Genomic DNA, 21660 nt, shown 5'->3' with positions numbered 1-21660 from the left:
TTCGACGACTCGGATTTCCAACGCTTGAGCGCGCTAGTAACCGTTAGGAAAACGATGACACTGACAACCCCCCATGTCAAACGGATGGGGCACGCTTCAACCGTTAGAAGTGCGGTAGCCTCGACGTCATGGATACGAAGGCACCGCTGCTGGGCGAGCCGCTTCCCGTGGAGTTGATGAACACGATCTGGGCGGACCGGGACGGCGTGCACGACGCGCTGCGGGATCCCGGCGGCACCCGGGCCTGGCTGCACGCCGTCGCTTCCCGGACGGATCTGATGGCCCCGGGGGATCTCGACACCCTCGCCACGTCCGACCTCGACCGCCTCGGCGACCGACTGATCAGCCTGCGAGGCGCGCTGCGCAGGCTGGCCGCTGAGGCCACCGGGGATCCACGCCCGACGGCCGTGTCCGACCCCCGCGAGTTGCAGGCGGCCGTCACCGTGCTCAACGGGGCCGCCGGCGATACACCTCACTGGTCCGCATTGTCCTGGACGCCTGGCCAGGAGCCCTCGCGCCATACCCGCACCGGCGGGCAGACGGCCTCTGCCGCCGTCTCCGCCATCGCCGAGGAAGCCGTCGCGCTCTTCGGCCGGGATTCCCGCCATCAACTGCGCGCGTGCCTGGCGCCGGGGTGCGTCCTGTACTTCCTCAAGAACCACCCCCGCCGGGAGTGGTGCTCCGCAGGCTGCGGCAACCGCGCCCGCTCCGCCCGCCATTACCAGCGCCACCGCAAGACCACCGACTGAGAGTCGGGGCAGGTCGGCCTGCCGAGCAGAAGCAGGCGCTGTACCGTCGTATCGCCGAACTCGCCCAGGAATACGCAGAGACGGAACCCCGCAACGTGTTCATCGTACTGACCGAGAACACCGATGCAGATTGGTCGCTCGGCAACGGGGAGGCCCAGTATCTCGACTGACTGATCGTTTCAAGACGAACTGCTGACGGGCTTGGCGTCGGAATCCGGCGTAGGCGAGGGCCACACTGGTCACCGGCCGGCGGATGACCGCCCCACCGTGTTCTGCGCGTTGGCTGCTTCGAGCACCGTGTCAGCCAGCTCTGTAATGGACCGTCCGCCACTCGCGTCGATGCGATCCAGGCCCAACCTGTCGATGGCATCGATCATGAGTGCCTGGTAGCGCTCCGTGCGGGACAGGAACTTGTCCATCAGGTGCCGTTCCTCGTATGTAGCTGCTTCATAGCGGCCCGCTACGTGAACACGGGTGCGTAATACGGCGTCGTCCGCGGTGAGCCACACGGCGGCCGTGTACGGGACCTGGAGCCTCGCGACGCGGACGGGCCAGAGTGCCGACCCCTCCAGGACAAGGCCCGTGTTGCTGCGACCTTCAGTCGTGTGGGCGGCGATCAGCTCTTCGATGCGGGGCCACAGCCGGTCGTAGTGGCTCAGAACGGACGTGATCAGTTGGTCGACTGTGAGTGATCCGTAGTGCTCGGCGACGTGTGCCGGCACCTCCCACTCCGGGGTCCTCCAGGGCCGCCCGGGGTGCCGGGCCAACCCGTCGGTGGTCAGGCACTCGAACCCGAGCTTCCCCGCCACCGCTTCGGCAATGGTGGACTTCCCGACGTTCGACGTCCCGCCGATCAATACCACTCGCACATCGTGCACACCGTCGACCCTACTGATCCTTTCGGGACGGTGCCTGCTCGGTGGAGACAGATGAGGCGGCACGCCAAGTGCAGGAACACGTGGTGGAGGTCGGCGCGGCTGCCGGTATGGCGCGCGTCCGGAACCAGCTGCGGCGCCTCGGACGGGGTCGTCCGACCCGACCCGCCGTGCGCAAGTGGTTAGCAACCTGAGGTGAGTTCGGTGAGGACTTCGACGGCGCGGTCGATCTCGGCCTCGGTGTTGTAGTAGTGCGGCGAGAGGCGTACCAGCGGGTGGACATCCCGGTCCTCGGCGTCGAACTGGGTCTGCACCGGATCGGTGGTGCTGACGTTGATGCCGTGCCCGGCCAGGGCGGCCGCGACATCGGCCGTCGTCATGTTCTCGGCCTTGCAGGTCACGATCGCGCACCGCCGCCGGCCGAGGTCGTAGGTGGTGACGGCGGGTACGGCGTCCAACTTGTCGCGCAGGTAGGTGCCGAGGGCGAGAGTGCGCCGGCCGATCTCGTCCATGCCGATGTCCAGGCACTGCTGGACGGCGGCGCTCAGCCCCAGGACGTTGGCGTAGCTGACCTCCCAGGTCTCGAAACGCCGCGCGCCGTCGTTCCAGGTGAAGCTGCGCTTGCCGTCCCAGGTGGCAGCGGCGATCTCGATCACGCGCGGCTCCAGGTAGGCGAGTGCCTCGGGGCGCACCCACAGGAAGCCCGTGCCGCGCGGGCCGCGCAGGAACTTGCGGCCGGTGGCGGTGAGCATGTCGCAGCCGAGCTCGGCGACGTCCACGGGGAACTGGCCCACGGACTGGGTGGCGTCGAGGAGGAAGGGCACGCCGGCCGCGCGGGTGATGCGTCCGATCTCGGCAGCCGGGTTGACCAGGCCGCCGCTGGTGGGGACATGGGTGATGCCCACCAGCTTGGTGCGGTCGTCGATCAGGTTCGCCAGGGCGGTGGTGTCGAGCTGGCCGGACTCGTCGTTGGGAACGACGACGACCTCGGCTCCGGTGCGCCGGGCCGTCTGAAGATAGGCGAGGACATTGCTGCCGTACTCGGCCCGGCCCGTCAGTATGCGGTCACCCGGCTTGAACGTCATGGAGTAGAACGCGGTGTTCCAGGCATGGGTGGAGTTGTCGGAGAGCGCGATCTCGTCCGCCCGGCCGCCCACCAGCCGGGCAATGTGCCCATAGGTGGAGTCGATGCGGTCCCGTTCCTGTCCCGCGGCCTCGTAGCCGCCGATCGCCGCTTCCAGCTCCAGGTGGGAGGTGACGGCCCTGAGCGTCTGCCGCGACAGCAGACCCGCGCCCGCGTTGTTGAGGTGGATCCGGTTCGCGGTGCCCGGGGTGTCCTGGCGGAGCGTTTCGACGTCCATGCCCTTTGCTTCCCATCTCTGCGGTGCCGCACTGGCCTTCACCGTCCCAAAGCGCCTCACTTCAGTAAAGGCAACGTTTCCGGTCAGGACAGGTCACAGGAATCGGCGGATGGAGCAAGGGGCGTGGGGTGCGCCGCACCTCGTACCCCGCCCGCAGGGCTCGGACCCGGGCTTGATGGCGCCGGCGTCGCCGTCCGCCGGGGAGGCGATTCAGCTCTGCAGATCGGCTGGATGGCCGACGCCGAGCAGTGCCAGTGGGTGCTGACCGGACGGGACGATCGCAGGGGTGAGGCCGAGGAGCCGGTCGTCGTCGAACCCGGCGACGAGCACAGCCCCCAGGCCGGCCTCGGCGGCCTGGAGGTAGATGTTCTGGCCGGCGTGCCCGGCCTCCAGCCATACGTACCGCGCGCCCCGCCGTCCCACCGGCGGCTGATCGGCGAAATGCTGCGCAGCCGCCTCCAGGTCACCGCTGAGCAGGAGCAGTGCCGCCGCCCGCCGTAGCCAGGCGTGGTCGGCGAGCGTGGTGCCGGCCACCCGGTCACGGTGGTCGCCGTCGGCGATCAGAGTCAGCACATCGCGCTCGGCGTCGTACCGGTAAGCCCCGGCGGCGAGACCGTCGACGTTGCCCGCGACCACGGTCAGTGTCAGTGGATACAACGCGTGCGCCGACGGGCATGAGCGGCGCTCACCGGTGGTCTGCCCCTGCGCCGCCCACACCATGAGGGCGACCTGAGCGATGCTCAGGGGCCGGGCCGCGAAGCTGCGTGTGCTGCGTCGCTGCATCAGCAAGGATCCGAGACCGTCAATCGGAGGCGTAACCCGAACAGGCTTCAGAGGCACTTCCCGCTGTGTCATCAGCCCAGACAAGCACACGCCGGCCCGGACAAGCACACGCAGGCCCAGACAAGCACAGGCCGGAGAGGGCGGCGTTTGAGGGGCGTCCAGGGGTGTGTCCTCAACCTGACCGGAGGCACCGCTGCCTGCGAGCAGGTTGAGGACAGCGTTTGTCGACGAACCCGAACTCCGCCGGTCAGTCCTTGATTTCGCAGATCGTGGCGCCGGAGGAGACGGAGGCGCCGATCTCGGCGGTGAGGCTCTTGATGGTGCCGGAGCGGTGGGCGTTGAGGGGCTGTTCCATCTTCATCGCTTCGAGGACGACGACGAGGTCGCCTTCCTTGACTTCCTGGCCCTCTTCGACGGCGACCTTGACGATGGTGCCCTGCATGGGGGAGGCGAGGGAGTCGCCGGAAGCGGCGGAGCCGGCTTTCTTCGCGGCCCTGCGCTTGGGCTTGGCGCCCGCGGCCAGACCGGTGCGGGCCAGGGTCATGCCCAGCGAGGAGGGCAGGGAGACTTCCAGGCGTTTGCCGCCGACCTCGACGACGATCGTCTCGCGTCCTGCTTCGTCCTCGTCCGTGTCGCCGCCGGCGGGGGCGAAGGGCGGGATCTCGTTGACGAACTCGGTCTCGATCCACCGGGTGTGGATGCGGAACGGGTCGGAGGTGAAGGCGGGGTCGGCGACGACGGCGCGGTGGAAGGGGATGGCGGTGGCCATGCCCTCGACGGTGAACTCCTCCAGGGCGCGGGCGGCGCGCTGGAGGGCCTGCTGGCGGGTGGCGCCGGTGACGATGAGCTTGGCGAGGAGGGAGTCCCAGGCGGGGCCGATCACCGAGCCGGACTCGACGCCCGCGTCGAGGCGGACACCGGGGCCGGTCGGCGGGGCGAAGGTGGTGACGGTGCCGGGGGCGGGCAGGAACCCGCGGCCGGGGTCTTCGCCGTTGATACGGAACTCGAAGGAGTGACCGCGCAGCTTCGGGTCGTCGTAGCCGAGTTCCTCGCCGTCGGCGATACGGAACATCTCACGGACCAGGTCGATACCGGAGACCTCTTCGGTGACGGGGTGCTCGACCTGGAGGCGGGTGTTGACCTCCAGGAAGGAGATCGTGCCGTCGACGCCGACCAGGAACTCCACGGTGCCCGCGCCGACGTAACCGGCCTCCTTGAGGATCGCCTTGGACGCCGCGTACAGCTCGGCGTTCTGCGCCTGGCTCAGGAACGGGGCGGGGGCTTCCTCGACGAGTTTCTGGTGGCGGCGCTGGAGGGAGCAGTCACGGGTGGAGACGACGACGACGTTGCCGTGCTGGTCGGCCAGGCACTGGGTCTCCACGTGCCGGGGCTTGTCGAGGTAGCGCTCGACGAAACACTCACCGCGCCCGAACGCGGCGACGGCCTCGCGTACGGCGGAGTCGTAGAGCTCGGGGATCTCTTCGAGGGTGCGGGCGACCTTCAGGCCGCGCCCGCCGCCGCCGAAGGCCGCCTTGATCGCGATCGGCAGCCCGTTCTCCTGGGCGAACGCCACGACTTCGGCGGAGCCTTCGACCGGGTCCGGGGTGCCGGCGACCAGCGGTGCGCCGGCGCGTTGTGCGATGTGGCGGGCGGCGACCTTGTCGCCGAGGTCGCGGATGGCCTGGGGCGGGGGGCCGATCCAGGTGAGGTCCGCGTCGAGGACGGCCTGGGCGAATTCGGCGTTCTCGGAGAGGAAGCCGTATCCGGGGTGGATGGCGTCGGCGCCCGAGTCCTTCGCGGCCTGCAGGACCTTGCCCATGTCCAGGTAGCTGGTGCCCGGGGTGTCACCGCCCAGGGCGAACGCCTCGTCGGCCGCGCGTACGTGCGGTGCGTCCCGGTCCGGCTCGGCGTAGACGGCTACGCTCGTGATCCCGGCGTCCCGGCAGGCCCGTGCGACACGGACAGCGATCTCGCCACGGTTGGCGATGAGTACTTTCTTCAACATGCCGGCTCCAGCGCAGGGTCCGTGGTGTGGGTGGTGCTGAGGAGGCGGTCGACGGTCTCGACGATTCCGCCGATGCCCGCGCCGGGGGTGAAGACCGCGTCGACTCCCAGTGCCTCCAGGGCGGCGATGTCGGCGGCGGGAATGATGCCGCCGACAAGGATACGGACGTCGTCGGCATCCTCTTCGGCGAGAAGCCGGATCAGTTTCCGCATGATCGTCAGGTGGGCGCCCGAGAGTACGGAGAGCCCGAGTACGGGGGCGTCCTCGGCGATCACGGTCGCGGCGATCTGTTCCGGCGTCTGGTGCAGGCCGGTGTAGATCACCTCGTAGCCCGCGTCACGCAGGGCCCTGGCGATGACCTTGGCGCCACGGTCGTGGCCGTCGAGGCCGGGCTTGGCGATCACCACGCGAGCACGCGGGGGCGGCGCGTGGCCGGCACGGTGCGCCCCCTCTTGCACGGTGTTCATGACTTCTCCGATCGGGTGGTCAGTGGGGTGGGAGGAGGGGCGACGGCCTGTGACGACACGGTGAGTTGTCCTGTCGACGAGCTGGTGGAGCTGTTCAGCGCGGCCAGTAGGTACGTGCCCAGGCCGAGGGCCCTTGCTGGGGCAGGGAGTTGATGCGCGCGGGGTCGGCCCAGGCGTCGCGGGCGCGCGGCGGTGTGCCGGGTGTGGCGACTGCCGCCGCGGCGCGGGCCCGGACCACCGCCAGTGCGGCGGCCAGTTCCTCCGGGGTCGGGTTTCCCCGTACGACCTTGATCATCATGGGTCGGTCCTTTCACCGGCTGAGTCCCGGGCTACAGCGGGATGTTGCCGTGCTTCTTGGGCGGCAGGGACTCGCGCTTGGTACGGAGCTGACGCAGGCCCCGCACGATGTGGGCGCGGGTGTCCGACGGCATGATCACCGCGTCGATGTAGCCGCGCTCGGCCGCCGTGTAGGGGTTGAGGAGGGTCTCCTCGTACTCCTGGATCAGGCGGCTGCGGGTGGCTTCCAGCTCTGCGTCGGGGGTGGCCGCGATGGTGCGCCGGTGCAGGATGTTCACCGCGCCCTGCGCGCCCATCACCGCGATCTGTGCGGTGGGCCAGGCCAGGTTCAGGTCGGCGCCCAGGTGCTTGGAGCCCATGACGTCGTACGCGCCGCCGAACGCCTTGCGGGTGATCACCGTGATGAGCGGGACCGTGGCCTCGGCGTACGCGTAGATCAGCTTGGCGCCGCGCCGGATGATGCCGCCGTACTCCTGGTCGACACCCGGGAGGAAGCCGGGCACGTCCACGAAGGTCAGGACCGGGACGTTGAACGCGTCGCAGGTGCGCACGAAGCGTGCGGCTTTTTCGGAGGCGTCGATGTTCAGACAGCCCGCGAACTGCATCGGCTGGTTCCCCACGATGCCCACCGGGTGTCCCTCGACGCGGCCGAAACCGGTGAGGACGTTCGGCGCGAACAGCGGCTGCGTCTCGAAGAACTCCGCATCGTCCAGGACGTGCTCGATCACCGTGTGCATGTTGTACGGCTGGTTCGCGCTGTCGGGGATCAGGCTGTCCAGCTCCTCGTCCTCCGAGGTGCGGGCCAGGTCCGCCTCCTCGGGGAACGCGGGGGGCTCGCTCAGATTGTTCGAGGGGAGGTAGGAGAGCAGGGTCTTGACGTACTCGATGGCGTCCTTCTCGTCGCCCGCCATGTAGTGCGCCACACCGGAGTCCGTGTTGTGGGTGCGCGCTCCGCCCAGCTCCTCGAAGTCGACGTCCTCACCGGTGACGGTCTTGATGACGTCGGGTCCGGTGATGAACATGTGCGAGGTCCGGTCGACCATGACCGTGAAGTCGGTGATCGCGGGGGAGTACACCGCGCCTCCCGCGCAGGGCCCCACGACGAGGCTGATCTGCGGGATGACCCCGGAGGCATGCGTATTGCGGCGGAAGATCTCGCCGTACATACCGAGCGCGGCCACGCCCTCCTGGATGCGGGCGCCTCCGGAGTCGTTGATCCCGATGACCGGGCAGCCCGTCCTGAGGGCGAAGTCCATCACCTTGACGATCTTCTGGCCGTAGACCTCGCCGAGGGCTCCGCCGAAGACCGTGAAGTCCTGCGAGAACACCGCGACAGGGCGGCCCTCCACGGTGCCGTAACCGGTCACCACTCCGTCTCCGTACGGCTTGTTCTTCTCCAGGCCGAACGCGGTGGAGCGGTGCCGTGCGAACTCGTCCAGCTCCACGAAGGAGCCTTCGTCCAGGAGCAGTTCGATGCGCTCACGCGCCGTCAGTTTGCCCTTCGCGTGCTGCTTCTCCACCGCCCGCGAGGAGCCGGCGTGCGACGCCTCGTCGATCCGGCGTCGCAGGTCCGCGAGCTTTCCTGCCGTCGTGTGCGTGTTGATGTCGTTCACTGGTTGCTCCACCTGGGGCTCACTGGTCAGAAGGTGTCGTGCGGGACGTGGACGCCCCAGACGTCGCGCAGGGCGTGGGAGACCTCACCCACCGTGGCGCGCAGGCGCAGGGCCTCACGCATCGGGGGCAGGACGTTGTCGGTGCCGCGTGCAGCGGCGCGCAGCGCTTCCAGGGCCCGCTCGACGGCGTCGTTGTCGCGTTCCTTGCGCAGGGCCGCGAGGCGTTCGCACTGGTCGCTCTCGATCTGGGGGTCGACCCGTAGCGGCTCGTAGGGCTCCTCCTCGTCGAGGACGTACTTGTTGACCCCGACCACCGTGCGTTCCTGGTTGTCGATCTCCAGCGCGATCCGGTACGCGGACTTCTCGATCTCGGACTTCTGGAAGCCCTGCTCGATCGCCGCCACCGCGCCTCCGCGGTCCTCGACGGCTTGGATCAGTTCAAGGGCCGCCGCCTCGACGTCGTCCGTCATCGACTCCATGACGTAGGAACCGGCGAAGGGGTCGACGGTCTTGGCCACATCGGTCTCGTAGGCGATGACCTGCTGGGTGCGCAGGGCGAGCCGCGCCGCCTTCTGCGTGGGCAGGGCGATGGCCTCGTCGTAGGAGTTGGTGTGCAGGGACTGCGTGCCGCCGAGGACCGCGCCGAGGCCCTGAAGGGCGACCCGTACGAGGTTGGTCTCGGGTTGCTGTGCGGTCAGCTGCACCCCCGCGGTCTGCGTGTGGAAACGCAGCATCTGCGACTTGGGGTTCTTGGCCTTGAACTCCTCGCGCATGATGCGGGCCCAGATGCGGCGTGCGGCACGGAACTTCGCGATCTCTTCGAGCAGAGTGGTCCTGGCGACGAAGAAGAACGACAGACGTGGTGCGAAGTCGTCGACGTCCAGCCCCGCGGCGAGCGCGGCGCGCACGTACTCCTTCGCGTTGGCGAGCGTGAAGGCGATCTCCTGCGCGGGCGTGGCTCCGGCCTCGGCCATGTGGTAGCCCGAGATGGAGATCGTGTTCCAGCGGGGCAGCTCCTTGTGGCAGTAGGCGAAGATGTCGCTGATCAGACGCAGGGACTGCTGCGGCGGGAAGATGTACGTGCCGCGTGCGATGTACTCCTTGAGTACGTCGTTCTGGATGGTGCCGGTCAGCTGGTCACCGGTGATGCCCTGCTCGGCCGCCACCAGTTGGTAGAGCAGGAGCAGTGTCGAGGCGGGGGCGTTGATCGTCATCGACGTGGACACCTTGTCCAGCGGCAGCCCCTGGAACAGGGTGCGCATGTCCTCGATCGAATCGATGGCCACGCCGACCTTGCCCACCTCGCCACGGGCGATCGACTCGTCGGAGTCGTATCCCATCTGCGTCGGCAGGTCGAAGGCGACGCTCAGGCCGCCCGTTCCGGCGCCGACGAGTTGGTGGTAGCGCTCGTTGGACTCCTTCGCCGTGCCGAATCCGGCGTACTGCCGCATCGTCCACGGACGGCCGGTGTACATCGACGGGTACACACCACGTGTGTACGGGAACTTTCCCGGGGCGCCCAGCTTGGCGTCCGCGTCGAAACCCGTCAGCGCCCAACCGTCGTAGAGCGGCTGGATGGGCAGACCGGACTCGCTCTGTGCAACGGAACCCACGCCGGACCTCCTTCGGTACTCGATGTCTGATAGACGGTACTCAGTACCGTTCGCCGGGGCAAGTGGCTTCCGGGCACCGAGACAGGGAAGGATGGGCGGTCATGAGTGAGGATGGGTGGTCATGAGTAAGCCAGCCGCGCGGATCCGACTCGCGGATGCCGCCTTCGCGCTCTTCGACGAGCGCGGATACGAGCAGACCACCGTCGACGACATCGCCGAACGGGCCGGAGCAGGGCGCACGACGTTCTTCCGGCACTACAAGTCGAAGGAAGACGTGATCTTCCCCGACCATGACCGGCTGCTCGCACTGATCAAGGACCGGCTGGCCAGCTCCAGCCACAGCACCGCCCTGATCGCCGTGTCCGACGCGGTCCGCCTGGTTCTGCTGCACTACATCGACGAGGGCGACCTCGCGCACCGTCGGTACGCGCTGACCAGCAAGGTCCCCGTGCTGCGGGACCGGGAAATCGCCAGTGTGGCGCGGTACCAGCGACTGTTCCGTGAGTTCATCGCGGAGTGGATGGGGGACCCCACGGAGTCGGCGTCGCTGCGGGCCGAACTCATGGCGGCGTCCGTGGTCTCGGCCCACAATCATGTGCTGCGCCGCTGGCTCCGGGGCGAGTCCTCCGATCCCGTGGCCGAAATGGACGAGGCGATGCGCGAAGTACTCGCGCTCTTCCCCGCGCCCTCCGGCCCGGAGGACTCCGGCAACGGCGGCACGACGCTGGTGGCCTTCCGCACCGGCCAGGACCTGGACGCGCTGCTTCCCTCGCTGAGGCGTCTCGTCGAGGGCGGATCGGTGCGCTGAGGGCCCCGTCCGGAGCAGTCCTGCCCCGGATCGCCTCGCGGTGATCCCGCCAGCGGTCACCCGGCTCCGTGGCTCCGTGGTGAACCGGACGACGACGACCACTGTCGGCACTTGGCGTTCCGTCCCACCGCAGGGCGGGCCGCGGTGACGCACCCGCGCCGGCGGACGCCATGGCTCGCCTACGTGTTCCCCAGCTGCGAGGACGATCCCGGACCGGGCTGGAGTCCGGTCGCCGGCCGGTGTGTGCTGTTGAGCGGGGCGGTCGGGCCCGCCCTTGTTGCCGGGCGGGACGCGGACGAACACACGACGTTTCTCCTTACGGCCTTGCCTGCCCTGTCAGTTGGAGCGTGATCACGGCTTGTCAGTGGGTTCGAGGCGTTCGGTTGGGCCGGCGAAGGCCAGGAACAAGGAACGAGAGCTGAGAAGCCACTGGCCGTCGACCTTGAGGAATGTGTCTTCGTAGTGGCCCACTTGTGTGGGGGCCCGTGGGGGTGCGTAGCCGTCGGTATGCCCATCGACACGGTAGGTCGTGAAGTAGGTGGTTGCCGTGGCTGTTGCCTCGGATGTGACAGTGACCAGGATGTTCGTGCATATCCGGCGCGAGAGCCTGTCCGCGGGTCGGCCGGCGAAATAGGACCGGAGTGCGTCACGTCCCTGGACGCGGCGGTCTCCTTCCGTCCACTCCCAGACCCCGGTATCCGTGAACAGGCCGGCCACCTCGCCCGGGTTGCCGAGGTCGAGCTGGTGGACGAACTCGACGATGAGGCGCTCGCAAGCGCGCTCGGCAAACAGACGGTCCGTTGGATCAAGGACTTCAGTACTCATCCCCATGTCGTATCAGCGCGTCCAAGGGCGCCGCGACGGCTTTTTTTTGGCGCCGTCTGCATTCAGCTGCAGGACTATCCGGTCGACCTCGTCGAGCCCGTACAGGTATCAGGCGAACACCAATGAACGAGTTCACCGGCAAGGTCGCGCTCGTGACGGAAGCCTGGCGGGGTCCGTTCTCCGTGGCCACCAGGTCGGGGGTCGGCCGACACACGGCATTCAGCCAGGCCCGATGGCTTTATGCCATTCGTTCGCAACTTGCCTCCAGCGCCGCCCGGGCCCGGATACACAGGAAGCCTGGGGTGGCGCGTTGCTGCCCGTACGGATGTGGTGGCGGGTCGTTTCGGGGGGTCAGGGCGGTTGTTGACGATCAATGGGGGTGTGCTGCTCGTGGTGATCGTCTTGTTCCGGCTGCGCAGGCGTACGGAGTCCCGGAGCCGGTTGGACGAGAAGTGCACACCGTGACCATCGTTCTGGCGCTGGGCGTACTCATCGCCCCGACCCCGGCGGGGCAGGGAATCCTCAATTTCCTGGGTCAGCTCGCAAGTGGCGTCACGCAGTCCGTGCACTGACGGCGACGCAGGTTCCGGCATGGTTCCCGGGCGGTAGGGCGAAGCCCATGAGCCGACCGAGTACGCCTCCGTATTGCGGTTCACGGTTTTGGAAAGCGGGGGAGTGATGGCGTCACGGCGACGGCGTTGGCGATTGAGGAAGCGGACGCGCCGACAGGTGCAAGGCTGGGGTGCGGTGGTGGCGGCGGCGGTCGTGGTGTGGGTAGCCGGGCACTGGACGATGGTGTGGCCCGTCTTCATGGCTGTGCTTGCTGCGGTCGTAGCGGCCGGGGCCGGCTGGATACTGCTGCGCTCGCACCGCCGGGCGGTAGACCAGGACCGGAGGTGGCGGGCGCAGGAGGAGGCCCGGGCACGGGAGCTGTCGATGGCCGATGTCGACGCCCTGTCGTGGCAGGACTTCGAGACGTACATCGCCGGTCTGTGCCGGCGGGACGGCTGCACGAAGGTCGTCGTCAGCGGCAAGAGCGGCGATCTGGGCGCGGACGTCATCGGCTACCTCGCCGACGGCCGCAAACTGGTCATCCAGTGTAAAAAGTACGCCCCCGCCCGGGGGGTGGGTTCGCAGGACATGCAGAGGTTCGTCGGCACTGCCCGTCCTGAACACGGCGCAGACGTCGCACTGTTCGTCACCACCGGCCGCACGTTCACATCGGCCGCACTCGGCCTGGCCCTGCGTCAGGACGTGGTGGCCATGCACCGTGACCTGCTGGGCTCCTGGGTCAAAGGCGCGCACCTGGAATCCCTGATCCCGTTGAACGGAAGCGGCGGTGGCACTCGGCGGCGCCCACCTGCCTGACCGCATCGTCTCCCGTTAAGTCCCGTTGTGGTGGTCCTGTCGGCCAGCGCGCACGACAACGAGGCCGGCATCGCCTTGCTGGACCAGGCGGCCGAACAGTGCGGGATGCGCCTGGAGAAGGTCCTGGTCGACCAGGGCTTCGAGGACGCCGGGATCGTCCACGGCGCGGTAAACGACACCACCGTCGAGGTGGTCCGGCGCAGCCCCGCCGACGAGGGCAAAGGCTTCGTCCCGCAACCGAAACGGTGGGTGGCCGAGCAGGTCAACGGCACCCTCATGCTGCACCGGCGCCTCGCCCGCGACCACCGGCCCGACAACGCCACCTCCCCGCGTCACCCCCTCCCGCCGGGGACGGCTCGTCCGCCAGGGACTCCTTGAGCAACCCGGACGCGGGCCAATGCCAGAAACGGACCTAACGCCCTCTGAAGGTGCATCAGCCCACGACGCTGGCTGTCCGCACTTGTCGGGGGCTCTTCCCCATGCGGGGCGCAGCTCCTGCGGATTGACGCGATCTCACCTCCGCCCGTGTCGGCCGCGAGACCGCGCCCCTCAGGGTCCGGTATCAGCCCCAGGTACGACACGGCTTCGCGCGGTCCGACCGCGGTCGCCCCTCGGAACGGGAACTGCGGCTGACTTCACGGCCCGCTTACCCCGGGACGATGGAACGGTCCCCGGAAAGCAGTACCCGTAGGGACAAGCGAGCGTCGTGAGCGTCGCCGGATCCAGCACGGCGGCGTGGCCGGCCTCGGTGCCGTGGGACCACCGATAGCGAGAGGAAGTACCGAAGATGGCCGAGCTGCAGAGCCTTGATCCGATTACGCCGATGTTCGCGCAGTTCAAGGAGAAGACCGGGCCCATCGTCCTGGCCAACACCTTCTTCGTTCCGAAGGAGAGGACTGAATCGTTCCTGGCCCTCTTTCGGAGGCAGGCGGAGTTCATGAAGGCTCAGCCGGGATTCGTCTCCTTGCAGATGCACAAGGGAACGGCGGACAGCCAGCTTCTGATGAACGTCGCGGTCTGGGAGTCGACCGAGGCGCTCGCCACGGCGTTCGGCAACCCGGAGTTCCAGCGCATGGCGGCCGAGTTCCCCGACGACATCGTGTCGTACCCGCACATCTTCGAGCAGGTCGACGTATGACCCAGCAACGGTAGAGGCGTGACCGTGCTCGGCAGCGACTCCGCCCTGCACGGCACCGTCCCCTTCCATGGTCGACGGTTTCCTCGCCCCCGCTCTCGTGCACCGCGGCATTTCACGTCCGCCGACTTCGAGGTGGAGGGCAAGATCCTCGTCCACGACGGCGAAGTCCGCCCGCTACCGTGAGGGGCGAGCCGATGGCTGGTGCCCTGCCGTATGGGTTCGCCGGGGTGAAGCCCGTGGGCCCTTGGGGCGGTTGGATGTCGGCTTCTGCTGCGGAGCTCAGAAGGCAGTTGTGCGAGAACCGGTGCGAGTGCGCCGGTAGCGCGCGGGTGTGGTGCCGACGTTGCGTGTGAAGTGCCGGTTTGGATGGGCTTGGTCGTGCAGGCCAATGGTTGTGGCGACCTCGGCGGGTCGGCGGCCGTCGAGGAGAAGGCGACGTGCGTGTTCGATGGGCTTGCCGGTGAGGTAGGCGTGTGGGGGCAGGCCGTATGTCTGCTTGAAGCAGCGGATCAGGTGTGTGGGGTGGGCATGCAGGATGGCTGCGGCCTCGTGCAGGGAGAGGCCGGCGTGGGTTCGTGAGTCCAGTAGTTCTCGCAGCTCGACGGCGAGCCGGTTTGTCTCACGTCGCAGGTGGCCGACTCTTTCCCGGTAGATGCCGGACAGGTCGGCGCCCCACCCCTCGCGACGCGTTGATCAGTCCTGCGCCACGTTCGCCGCGGTCACATTCTCGATCACGCGGCCGAGTTTGGACTTGGCCCGGGTCAGGTCCTGGATGCGTGCGGCCATGCGGTCGCGTTCGATGATGAGCTGGTCGAGCATGGCGGGGGTCGCGACGCCGGTGCTCACACACGGCAGGAGTTCGACGACGGTACGGCTGGAGAGGCCGGCCGCGAAGAGGTCCTGGATGAGCTGGACCCGCTCCAGGGCTTCGTCGGAATAGTCACGCTGCCCACCGGGCGTCCGCGCCGATTCCAGGAGCCGCTGTTCCTCGTAGTAGCGCAGGGCCCGCACGCTGACCCCTGACCGCCTGGCGAGCTGTCCGATGCGCATGACGCAGGTCACTCCCTTCCCGCCCTTACCTCACGTCGACGTCAGGTTGAGGCTAGCAATACCGGCTCCGGGGCCAGCCCTGCGGGCCGATCGAACCGTTGCCGGCGCCGAGATTGATCGTGACCCGGTGGCGGAACCGAGCGCGTCCACGCGGTTCATGTACGCGCGGCTGCCCTCGCGTCGTGCCGGGATCGCCGAGCCCGCCCGCGGCACATGGGTGTCGACCGTGACGGGCGGCGTGATCCCTCGTAGTGGCGCAGGCCCCCACGCTCGCCCCGGCCCGCTCGGCAACCTCACCCATCCGCGCCTGCCTCCTCCAGCCGGGCGGCAGTTGCGGCTTGCACCTCACGTCAACGTCAGGTTCTAGAGTGACGAGCGTCGGATGAACACGTCATTCCGGCCCGCCCGTCAAAGTAAGGCAGACCAATATGCGCGCAGCCCGGTTCCACGAATACGGCGGAGCGGAGAGCCTGGTGATCGAGCAGGCCCCCGACCCCCACCCCGGAGTTGGTGAGATCCGTGTCCGCGTCGCGGCGGCCGGCGTCAATCCCATCGACTGGAAGCTGCGCGCCGGCGCCCTGCACCAGCTGATTCCCCTGGAGCTGCCCGCCATTCCCGGGCGCGACGCCGCCGGTGTGGTCGACGAGATCGGCGACGGGGTACAGGGGGTGAGCATCGGCGACCGCGTCTTCGGACTGGGCGGTGTCACCGGGGCGACCGCAGAGCTGCTCATCCTCTCGGCCTGGGCGCACACCCCTGCCACGTGGAACGACGAGCAGGCCGCGGGCGCCGGTCTCGCGTCCGTGACCGCGATGCGTGGGCTCGACGCGCTCGGCTCCCTCGCGGGGCGCACCCTTCTCGTCGAGGGCGCCGCCGGAGGCGTGGGCAGCGCGGCGGTCGAGATCGCGGTAGCGCAAGGTGCCACTGTGATCGGGACAGCCAGTGAACGCAATCACGAGTTCCTCACCGAACTCGGCGCCGTTCCCACCACCTACGGCCCCGGCCTCGCGCAGCGTCTGTCCGCTCTCGCCCCGCACGGAGTCGACATCGTGCTCGACACCGCGGCCTCCGGATCGCTGAACGACCTCGTCGCGATCGCGGGCGACCCGAAGCGCGTCGCGACGGTCGCCGACCATGCGGGCGGGCAGCGCCTGGGCACCCATGTGGTCAACGCGGAGAACGACTCCACTCTCCTGTCCGCGGCGGCGGAACTGGGCGGGCAAGGCCGCTACACACCCCGTATCGAACAGGCCTACCCCCTGGAGCGGATCGCCGCCGCCCACGCGCACGCCGAGCGCGGACGCACCCGAGGAAAGATCGTGATCTGCATCTGAACAGGCCGCTCTGTATCTGAACAGGCCCACGAGGTAGGTAACTCCCAACGCGCGGGCCTGCGTGGCGAGCGTGCCCTCGATCGGTACCGGTGAGCGGCGCTGACATCAGCAAAGGCGTGGGCCCGTCAAGCAGGCTTCACCGAAGGGCTGTTCAGCGGCCTGGTGCAGCGGCGCCTGTGCGGAGTCCGTGTAGCGCTTCGCGTCTTCTCATCGAGCCCGCACACCTCGGCGAGGCGAGGCGAGGCGAGGCGAAGCGGGTCGGGTCGGGCCCGTGCCTGAGTGCTTCACAGAGTTGCAGGTCGACGCGGAGCCGCTCCAGTGTTGGGGCGAGCAGCGGCCGGCAGCGCGGCCTGCCGCTCGCCCCTCGGACGGACCCGAGTCAGTCGTCCAGGCGGCGCTCGGCGAGCCAGGCGACGATCTCGGGGTCGTGGTGGTCGAAGAACAGCGAGACACCGGTGTCGAGCGTGCCGATCCGAGCCATCTGCTCGTCGGTGAGCTGGAAGTCGAAGACGTCGATGTTCTCCGCCATGCGCTCGGCACGCACGGACTTGGGGATGGCGATGACACCGCGCTGGTTCAGCCAGCGCAGCACGACCTGCGCGACCGACTTGCCGTACTCCTTGCCGATCCCGGCCAGCAGAGCGTTGCTGAACAGGTCGTTCTTGCCTTCGGCGAAGCCGCCCCACGACTGGGTCTGCACGCCGTGCTCGCTCATCAGGTCCTGGTAGTCGGCGCGCTGGAAGAAGGGGTGGGTCTCGATCTGGTTCACCGCGGGAGTGATGTCGTTGTTGACGATCAGGTCGAGCAGCCGGTCGGGGTAGAAGTTGGCGACACCTATCGCCCTGGCCGTCCCCTCGCGGTTGAACGCCTCCATGGCGCGCCACTGGCCGTAGACGTCGCCGAAGGGCTGGTGCATCAGGTACAGGTCGAGGTAGTCCAGTCCCAGCTTGTCGAGGGACGTCTCGAAGGCACGCTTGGTGTTGTCCTCGGCGGGGGCGTCCTGAACCCACAGCTTGGTGGTGACGAACAGGTCGTTGCGGTCGATGTTGCTGGACCTGATGGCGCGGCCCACGGCTTCTTCGTTGCCGTAGGCGGCGGCGGTGTCCAGCAGGCGGTAGCCGGCGGCCAGCGCCTCGGATACGGCGCGCTCGGTGTCCTCGGCGGGGATCTGGTAGACGCCGAAGCCGAGGATCGGCATCTCTACGCCGTTGTTGAGGGTTACGGATTGCATGGGTCGTCCTTGGCTGAGGGGGCGGGGTCAGGGGGTGACGAGGGCCTTGAGGACCTGGCGGTCGGCCATGGCCCGGTAGGCGTCCGGTGTCCGGCCGAGGGCGAAGGTCTGGTCGAAGATGCGGCCGGGAGCGATGGTGCCGTCCAGGACGTCGGGCAGCAGCTGCTCGATGTAGGCGCGGGCCGGGCTGGCGCCACCGGTCAGCGTGATGTTGCGCATGAAGGCGGCCGGGCCGATGGGACCCTCCTCGTACTGCGGGACGCCCAGGCGGCTGATGGTGCCGCCGTCCAGGACCGCGCCGAGCGCGGTGTCGAGGGCCTGGCGGGTGCCGACGGCCTCGATCACCTTGTCCACGCCGCCGGTCAGCTCGCGGATGCGCGCGATGCCTTCCTCGCCGCGTTCGGCCACCACGTCGGTGGCACCGAATTCGCGGCCCAGGCCGGTGCGGGCTGCATGGCGGCCGGCGAGCACGATCCGCTCGGCACCGAGCCGCTTCGCGGCGATCACCGCGCACAGGCCGACCGCGCCGTCGCCGACGACCAGCACCGCGTCGCCGCGGCCGACGCCGGCGGTGACGGCGCCGTGGTGGCCGGTGGTCATCACGTCCGACAGGGCCAGCAGTGACGGCAGCAGCGCGGAGTCGGCGGCCACCGGCAGCTGCACCAGGGTGCCGTCCGCGTACGGGACGCGGACGGCTTCGCCCTGCCCGCCGTCGACGCCGTCGAAGCCGTAGCGGCCGCCGTTGCGGCACGAGATGTGCAGGCCGTTGGCGCAGTAGTCGCAGGTGTTGTCGCTGTACGTGAACGGGGCGACAACCAGATCACCGGCCTTCAGGCCGGACACGTCCGCGCCGGTCTCCTCGATGACGCCGAGGAACTCGTGCCCCATGGGACGGCCTGTCTCGGTGGCAGGCATCGACCGGTAGGGCCACAGATCGCTGCCGCACACGCAGGCGGCTACGACGCGGACGAGGGCGTCGGTCGGCTTCACGATCTTCGGGTCGGGCCGGTCCTCGACGCGGACGTCACCGGCCCCGTACATCAGGGCTGCACGCATAAGAGGTACTACTCCAAACGGGGGGTTCTGGGAGGTGCGGAAGGTCAGCGTTCGAGCATCTGCGCCTGGGCCTCGGTGTGGGTGTCGCCGGCGGCGGGCGGCAGGCTGCTGAGCTGTGCGAGCTGCTCGGTGGTCAGGGTGACGGTGTCGGCGGCGGTGTTCTCCTCGACCCGGCTGACGCGCTTGGTGCCGGGGATAGGGGCGATGTCGTCGCCCTGGGCGAGCAGCCAGGCCAGCGCGACCTGCGCGGGCGTGGCGCCGACCTCGTCGGCCAGCCCCTTGACCTCGTCGGCGAGGGCGAGGTTGTGCTGGAAGTTCTCACCGGTGAAGCGCGGGTTGTCGCGGCGGAAGTCACCCTCGTCGAACTGGTCGGTGGAGCGGACCGTGCCCGTCAAAACCCCGCGCCCGAGCGGGGAGAACGGCACCAGACCGATGTTCAGCTCCCGCAGCACCGGCAGGACGCGCTCCTCGATGCCGCGGGTGAACAGGGAGTACTCGGACTGCACCGCGGTGACCGGCTGCACGGCGTGCGCCCGCCGGATGGTGTCCGGGCCGGCCTCCGAGAGACCGAAGGCGCGTACCTTGCCCTCGGCGATCAGCTCACCGACGGCGCCGGCGGTCTCCTCGATCGGGGTGTTCGGGTCGACGCGGTGCTGGTAATACAGGTCGATGTGGTCGGTGCCCAGCCGCTTCAGTGAACCCTCCACGGCGGTACGGATGTTCGCCCGGCTGGAATCCAGGTTCCAGGCACCTTCTCCGCCGTGGGACACGAGACCGAACTTGGTGGCCAGTACGACCTGGTCCCGGCGCCCCTTGAGCGCCCTCCCGAGCAGCTCCTCGTTGGTGTACGGGCCGTAGATCTCGGCGGTGTCGATGAGTGTGACGCCGAGCTCCAGCGCCCGGTGCACGGTCCTGATCGACTCGGCGTCGTCCGTGCCGGAGCCGGTGTAGCCGTGGGACATCCCCATCGCGCCCAGACCGATCCGGGAAACCTCCAGGTCACGCAGCTTGTTGTAACGCATGTCGTCCTCTCCGCATCGTGGCGTCGCCCGGTGCACCTTCGCTCTCGCCCGGCCCGGCAGACCGTGCCTGCGAGGGCCACCGGTGGGATCCGGGGTTGGTTGCTCATTCAGCTTCGCCCGGATTGCGTCGATGTGGCAGGGCGGGCTCTTCGGGGGTAATGACAGGGCCCCCCTGGCACCTGCGGACCAGGTCGGGCGCGAGTGAGACTGGAGTCATGGCAACAGACAGTGCGCACAGTGAAGGCGCCGAGCTGGGCCGCTACCTGCGCGCCCGCCGCACCCAGACCAGCCCCGAACACGTCGGCCTCACCGTCGGCTCCGGTGTCCGCCGGACCCCGGGCCTGCGTCGCGAGGAGCTGGCCACGCTCTCCGGCATCAGCATCGACTACTACGTGCGCCTGGAACGCGGCAAGGAGACCCGCCCCAGCCCCGCCGTCCTCGACTCGCTCGCCCGCGCCCTGCACATGGACGACCAGGAGCACCAGCATCTGCGTGAGCTCGCCGCCCGTGCCGCCCGCTACGCCCCGGAACCGCCGCCCGCGCCCAGCCGAACCGTGCGCCCCCACCTCAAGCTGCTGCTCGAATCACTGCGCCCGAACCCGGCCTACGTCATCAGCCGCAGCATGGACATGCTCGCCTGGAACCCCGGCGGCCTCGCCCTGTACGCGGGCCTTGAGGATTGGCCGGCCAAGCATCGCAACCTCGCCCGCTACCTCTTCCTGCACCCCGCGGCCCGCGACCTGTTCCCCGACTGGGACCGGCAGATCACCGCGTGCGTGGCCCGCCTGCGCGCCGTCGCCGGCACCGCCCCGGACGCACCGGACCTCACCAACCTCGTCGGCGAACTCCTTCTGAAAAGTCCTGACTTCGCGGGCCTGTGGGAACGCTACGAAGTCACCGGACGCAAACCCGCCCACAAGACCTTCCAACACCCGCAGGTCGGCACGGTGACCCTCACCTCGCAATCCCTCCAGGTGGAAGGCACTCCCGGCCAGCGCATCGGTGTCTACACCGCCGACCCCGGAACCCCCGACCATGACGCCCTGCTCCTGCTGGACATGAGCGCGCCGCAGCCGGCGGAACGCCCCGCGCCGGCCTCGGAATCCACTGGTCAGCAGACCCGCAGGGACTGACCGCACGGGAGGCTCATTCGGCGGGTTCTGCGGTGGTGCGGTGCTGGTCGGCCGCCCAGGAGGCAAGGATCCGCAGGCCGTCGTGGGTGGGAGAACCGGCCTCGGCGGTCCATACGACGAGCTGCTGGTCGGGGTCGGTGCTGGCCGTCAGAGTGTCCCAGTCCAGGGAGAGTTCACCGGCGATCGGGTGGTTGAGAACCTTCGTGCCCACGCTGAGCGTGGCGACATGGTGCGCTGCCCACCACTGACGGAAGTCCTCGTCCTGAACGCACAACTCGCCGACCAGAGCGGTCAGTCGGGGGTCGTCCGGATACTTCGCCGCTTCCATACGCAATTGCGCAACCGCAGTGCGGGCGACGCCTTTCCAGTCGGCGTACAGGGTGCGCATCGCCGGGTCGGTGAAAAGAATACGTACGTAATTACGGTGCTTTTCCGGGACCGCGCCGAAGTCGGTCACGAGCGCCGCCGCCAGAGGGTTCCAGGCGATGACGTCCATCCGGCGGCCCATCACGACGGCGGGTGTGGCGGTGAGGTCGTCCAGGACCCTGCGCAGCTGCGGCTGCACCTTCTGCCGGGCCCTGCGGCGAGGGCGTGCGGTCTCTTTACCCGCCAGGCCGAACACGTAGCGCCGCTGGTCATCATCGAGATGCAGGGCCTGGGCCACCGCCTCCAGCACCGGTGCCGACGGGGGCAATCTGCCCTGCTCCAGGCGCGTGTAGTAGTCGGTGGAGATCGCCGCGAGCTGGGCGACCTCTTCCCTGCGCAGCCCGGTGACCCGGCGCTGCCCGCCGCTGTCGGGCAAGCCCACTCCTCGCGGGCTCAGCTCGGAGCGGCGGGCCTTGAGGAACTCGCCCAGCTCGTTCAGATGCGGTGTCGGACTCATACCCCCAGTGTGGCAGCGGAAGGGCTTGGTGTGAGGGGGAAGAATTCTT

Annotated in this window: 22 protein-coding genes and 2 pseudogenes; 9 read left to right on the top strand and 15 right to left on the bottom strand. The window is 68.8% G+C overall.

What is annotated here, in order from left to right:
- Positions 1-128 precede the first annotated feature (128 nt).
- Positions 129-749, top strand: coding sequence for a CGNR zinc finger domain-containing protein (locus OHB13_RS00690; protein ID WP_328374754.1), 621 nt, complete (start codon positions 129-131; stop codon positions 747-749).
- 8 nt (positions 750-757) lie between these two features.
- Positions 758-919 (top strand): annotated as a pseudogene (locus OHB13_RS00685) (tautomerase family protein); the annotation flags it as partial.
- Positions 920-988: 69 nt separating this feature from the next.
- On the opposite strand, the gene OHB13_RS00680 reads toward OHB13_RS00685, so the two are convergent.
- The 8 genes from OHB13_RS00680 to OHB13_RS00645 form a co-directional block, all read right to left on the bottom strand.
- Positions 989-1618: a hypothetical protein gene (locus tag OHB13_RS00680; RefSeq protein ID WP_405755726.1), complete on the bottom strand. Its 630-nt coding sequence runs from the start codon at positions 1616-1618 to the stop codon at positions 989-991.
- A gap of 188 nt (positions 1619-1806) precedes the next feature.
- The gene (locus tag OHB13_RS00675) at positions 1807-2985 is read right to left on the bottom strand and encodes an aminotransferase class V-fold PLP-dependent enzyme (protein WP_328374750.1); all 1179 of its coding nucleotides are present in this window, start codon (positions 2983-2985) and stop codon (positions 1807-1809) included.
- Positions 2986-3195: 210 nt separating this feature from the next.
- Positions 3196-3768 carry a SagB/ThcOx family dehydrogenase gene (locus tag OHB13_RS00670; protein WP_328374748.1) on the bottom strand — a complete coding sequence of 191 codons (573 nt, stop codon included), beginning with the start codon at positions 3766-3768 and terminating at the stop codon, positions 3196-3198.
- Positions 3769-4015: 247 nt separating this feature from the next.
- Complete coding sequence (locus tag OHB13_RS00665; protein WP_328380187.1) at positions 4016-5770, bottom strand: acetyl/propionyl/methylcrotonyl-CoA carboxylase subunit alpha; 1755 nt, start codon at positions 5768-5770, stop codon at positions 4016-4018.
- Positions 5767-6240 (bottom strand): cobalamin B12-binding domain-containing protein, encoded by a 474-nt coding sequence (locus OHB13_RS00660; RefSeq protein ID WP_266860394.1) that lies wholly within the window; start codon positions 6238-6240, stop codon positions 5767-5769. Before OHB13_RS00660 ends, OHB13_RS00665 begins: the two co-directional genes overlap by 4 nt.
- Positions 6241-6334: 94 nt before the next feature.
- On the bottom strand, positions 6335-6538 hold the full coding sequence (locus OHB13_RS00655; protein ID WP_328374745.1) for an acyl-CoA carboxylase epsilon subunit: 204 nt from the start codon (positions 6536-6538) through the stop codon (positions 6335-6337).
- 31 nt (positions 6539-6569) lie between these two features.
- Complete coding sequence (locus OHB13_RS00650) at positions 6570-8150, bottom strand: acyl-CoA carboxylase subunit beta (RefSeq protein WP_328374743.1); 1581 nt, start codon at positions 8148-8150, stop codon at positions 6570-6572.
- A gap of 26 nt (positions 8151-8176) precedes the next feature.
- Positions 8177-9763: an acyl-CoA mutase large subunit family protein gene (locus OHB13_RS00645; RefSeq protein ID WP_328374741.1), complete on the bottom strand. Its 1587-nt coding sequence runs from the start codon at positions 9761-9763 to the stop codon at positions 8177-8179.
- Between the two features lie 121 nt (positions 9764-9884).
- Here OHB13_RS00645 and OHB13_RS00640 point away from each other — a divergent pair, with 121 nt between their 5' ends.
- Positions 9885-10571 (top strand): TetR/AcrR family transcriptional regulator, encoded by a 687-nt coding sequence (locus OHB13_RS00640; RefSeq protein WP_266860399.1) that lies wholly within the window; start codon positions 9885-9887, stop codon positions 10569-10571.
- 351 nt (positions 10572-10922) lie between these two features.
- On the opposite strand, the gene OHB13_RS00635 is transcribed toward OHB13_RS00640, so the two are convergent.
- On the bottom strand, positions 10923-11396 hold the full coding sequence (locus OHB13_RS00635; protein ID WP_266860401.1) for a nuclear transport factor 2 family protein: 474 nt from the start codon (positions 11394-11396) through the stop codon (positions 10923-10925).
- Positions 11397-11756: 360 nt separating this feature from the next.
- On the opposite strand from OHB13_RS00635, the pseudogene OHB13_RS00630 reads away from it, so the two are divergent.
- The 4 genes and pseudogenes from OHB13_RS00630 (at position 11757) to OHB13_RS00615 (ending at position 13902) form a co-directional block, all read left to right on the top strand.
- Positions 11757-11968, top strand: a pseudogene (locus tag OHB13_RS00630) (hypothetical protein).
- Positions 11969-12206: 238 nt separating this feature from the next.
- On the top strand, positions 12207-12764 hold the full coding sequence (locus tag OHB13_RS00625; RefSeq protein ID WP_328374737.1) for a restriction endonuclease: 558 nt from the start codon (positions 12207-12209) through the stop codon (positions 12762-12764).
- 27 nt (positions 12765-12791) lie between these two features.
- A complete protein-coding gene (locus OHB13_RS00620) occupies positions 12792-13142 on the top strand; it encodes a hypothetical protein (protein ID WP_443062917.1) in 351 nt (116 codons plus the stop codon).
- Between the two features lie 409 nt (positions 13143-13551).
- Positions 13552-13902, top strand: coding sequence for an antibiotic biosynthesis monooxygenase family protein (locus OHB13_RS00615; RefSeq protein ID WP_328374735.1), 351 nt, complete (start codon positions 13552-13554; stop codon positions 13900-13902).
- A gap of 279 nt (positions 13903-14181) precedes the next feature.
- On the opposite strand, the gene OHB13_RS00610 is transcribed toward OHB13_RS00615, so the two are convergent.
- Entirely contained in the window at positions 14182-14385 is a 204-nt protein-coding gene (locus OHB13_RS00610) for a helix-turn-helix domain-containing protein (protein WP_328380186.1), read from the bottom strand.
- Between the two features lie 210 nt (positions 14386-14595).
- Positions 14596-14952, bottom strand: a complete 357-nt coding sequence (locus OHB13_RS00605; protein ID WP_328374733.1) for a MerR family transcriptional regulator — start codon at positions 14950-14952, stop codon at positions 14596-14598.
- A 428-nt stretch (positions 14953-15380) separates the two neighbouring features.
- Here OHB13_RS00605 and OHB13_RS00600 point away from each other — a divergent pair, with 428 nt between their 5' ends.
- Positions 15381-16286 carry an NADP-dependent oxidoreductase gene (locus OHB13_RS00600; RefSeq protein ID WP_328374732.1) on the top strand — a complete coding sequence of 302 codons (906 nt, stop codon included), beginning with the start codon at positions 15381-15383 and terminating at the stop codon, positions 16284-16286.
- A gap of 379 nt (positions 16287-16665) precedes the next feature.
- Here OHB13_RS00600 and OHB13_RS00595 read toward each other — a convergent pair whose 3' ends face one another.
- From OHB13_RS00595 to OHB13_RS00585, 3 genes are read right to left on the bottom strand one after another with little or no spacing between them, the layout of a single operon-like run.
- Complete coding sequence (locus tag OHB13_RS00595; RefSeq protein WP_328374730.1) at positions 16666-17517, bottom strand: aldo/keto reductase; 852 nt, start codon at positions 17515-17517, stop codon at positions 16666-16668.
- Between the two features lie 27 nt (positions 17518-17544).
- A complete protein-coding gene (locus OHB13_RS00590; RefSeq protein WP_328374728.1) occupies positions 17545-18573 on the bottom strand; it encodes a zinc-binding dehydrogenase in 1029 nt (342 codons plus the stop codon).
- A 44-nt stretch (positions 18574-18617) separates the two neighbouring features.
- Positions 18618-19595: an aldo/keto reductase gene (locus tag OHB13_RS00585; protein WP_328374726.1), complete on the bottom strand. Its 978-nt coding sequence runs from the start codon at positions 19593-19595 to the stop codon at positions 18618-18620.
- Between the two features lie 215 nt (positions 19596-19810).
- Between OHB13_RS00585 and OHB13_RS00580 the strand changes: the two genes are divergently transcribed.
- A complete protein-coding gene (locus OHB13_RS00580; RefSeq protein ID WP_328374724.1) occupies positions 19811-20728 on the top strand; it encodes a helix-turn-helix transcriptional regulator in 918 nt (305 codons plus the stop codon).
- A 13-nt stretch (positions 20729-20741) separates the two neighbouring features.
- On the opposite strand, the gene OHB13_RS00575 is transcribed toward OHB13_RS00580, so the two are convergent.
- Complete coding sequence (locus OHB13_RS00575) at positions 20742-21611, bottom strand: helix-turn-helix domain-containing protein (RefSeq protein ID WP_328374722.1); 870 nt, start codon at positions 21609-21611, stop codon at positions 20742-20744.
- Between the last annotated feature and the right edge of the window lie 49 nt (positions 21612-21660).

The organism is Streptomyces sp. NBC_00440 (genome assembly GCF_036014215.1).
GTDB lineage: Bacteria > Actinomycetota > Actinomycetes > Streptomycetales > Streptomycetaceae > Streptomyces.
Note: the sequence above shows the minus strand (reverse complement) of the source record. Positions and strands in the feature narration are given on the sequence as shown.

Coding starts and splice junctions, on each gene's coding strand:
- OHB13_RS00575 (WP_328374722.1), bottom strand. CDS start 21,611: ATGAGTCCGACACCGCATCTGAACGAGCTGGGCGAGTTCCTCAAGGCC.
- OHB13_RS00675 (WP_328374750.1), bottom strand. CDS start 2,985: ATGGACGTCGAAACGCTCCGCCAGGACACCCCGGGCACCGCGAACCGG.
- OHB13_RS00690 (WP_328374754.1), top strand. CDS start 129: ATGGATACGAAGGCACCGCTGCTGGGCGAGCCGCTTCCCGTGGAGTTG.
- OHB13_RS00640 (WP_266860399.1), top strand. CDS start 9,885: ATGAGTAAGCCAGCCGCGCGGATCCGACTCGCGGATGCCGCCTTCGCG.
- OHB13_RS00595 (WP_328374730.1), bottom strand. CDS start 17,517: ATGCAATCCGTAACCCTCAACAACGGCGTAGAGATGCCGATCCTCGGC.
- OHB13_RS00625 (WP_328374737.1), top strand. CDS start 12,207: ATGGCTGTGCTTGCTGCGGTCGTAGCGGCCGGGGCCGGCTGGATACTG.
- OHB13_RS00600 (WP_328374732.1), top strand. CDS start 15,381: ATGCGCGCAGCCCGGTTCCACGAATACGGCGGAGCGGAGAGCCTGGTG.
- OHB13_RS00615 (WP_328374735.1), top strand. CDS start 13,552: ATGGCCGAGCTGCAGAGCCTTGATCCGATTACGCCGATGTTCGCGCAG.
- OHB13_RS00580 (WP_328374724.1), top strand. CDS start 19,811: ATGGCAACAGACAGTGCGCACAGTGAAGGCGCCGAGCTGGGCCGCTAC.
- OHB13_RS00605 (WP_328374733.1), bottom strand. CDS start 14,952: ATGCGCATCGGACAGCTCGCCAGGCGGTCAGGGGTCAGCGTGCGGGCC.
- OHB13_RS00590 (WP_328374728.1), bottom strand. CDS start 18,573: ATGCGTGCAGCCCTGATGTACGGGGCCGGTGACGTCCGCGTCGAGGAC.
- OHB13_RS00585 (WP_328374726.1), bottom strand. CDS start 19,595: ATGCGTTACAACAAGCTGCGTGACCTGGAGGTTTCCCGGATCGGTCTG.
- OHB13_RS00660 (WP_266860394.1), bottom strand. CDS start 6,240: ATGAACACCGTGCAAGAGGGGGCGCACCGTGCCGGCCACGCGCCGCCC.
- OHB13_RS00655 (WP_328374745.1), bottom strand. CDS start 6,538: ATGATGATCAAGGTCGTACGGGGAAACCCGACCCCGGAGGAACTGGCC.
- OHB13_RS00670 (WP_328374748.1), bottom strand. CDS start 3,768: ATGCAGCGACGCAGCACACGCAGCTTCGCGGCCCGGCCCCTGAGCATC.
- OHB13_RS00635 (WP_266860401.1), bottom strand. CDS start 11,396: ATGAGTACTGAAGTCCTTGATCCAACGGACCGTCTGTTTGCCGAGCGC.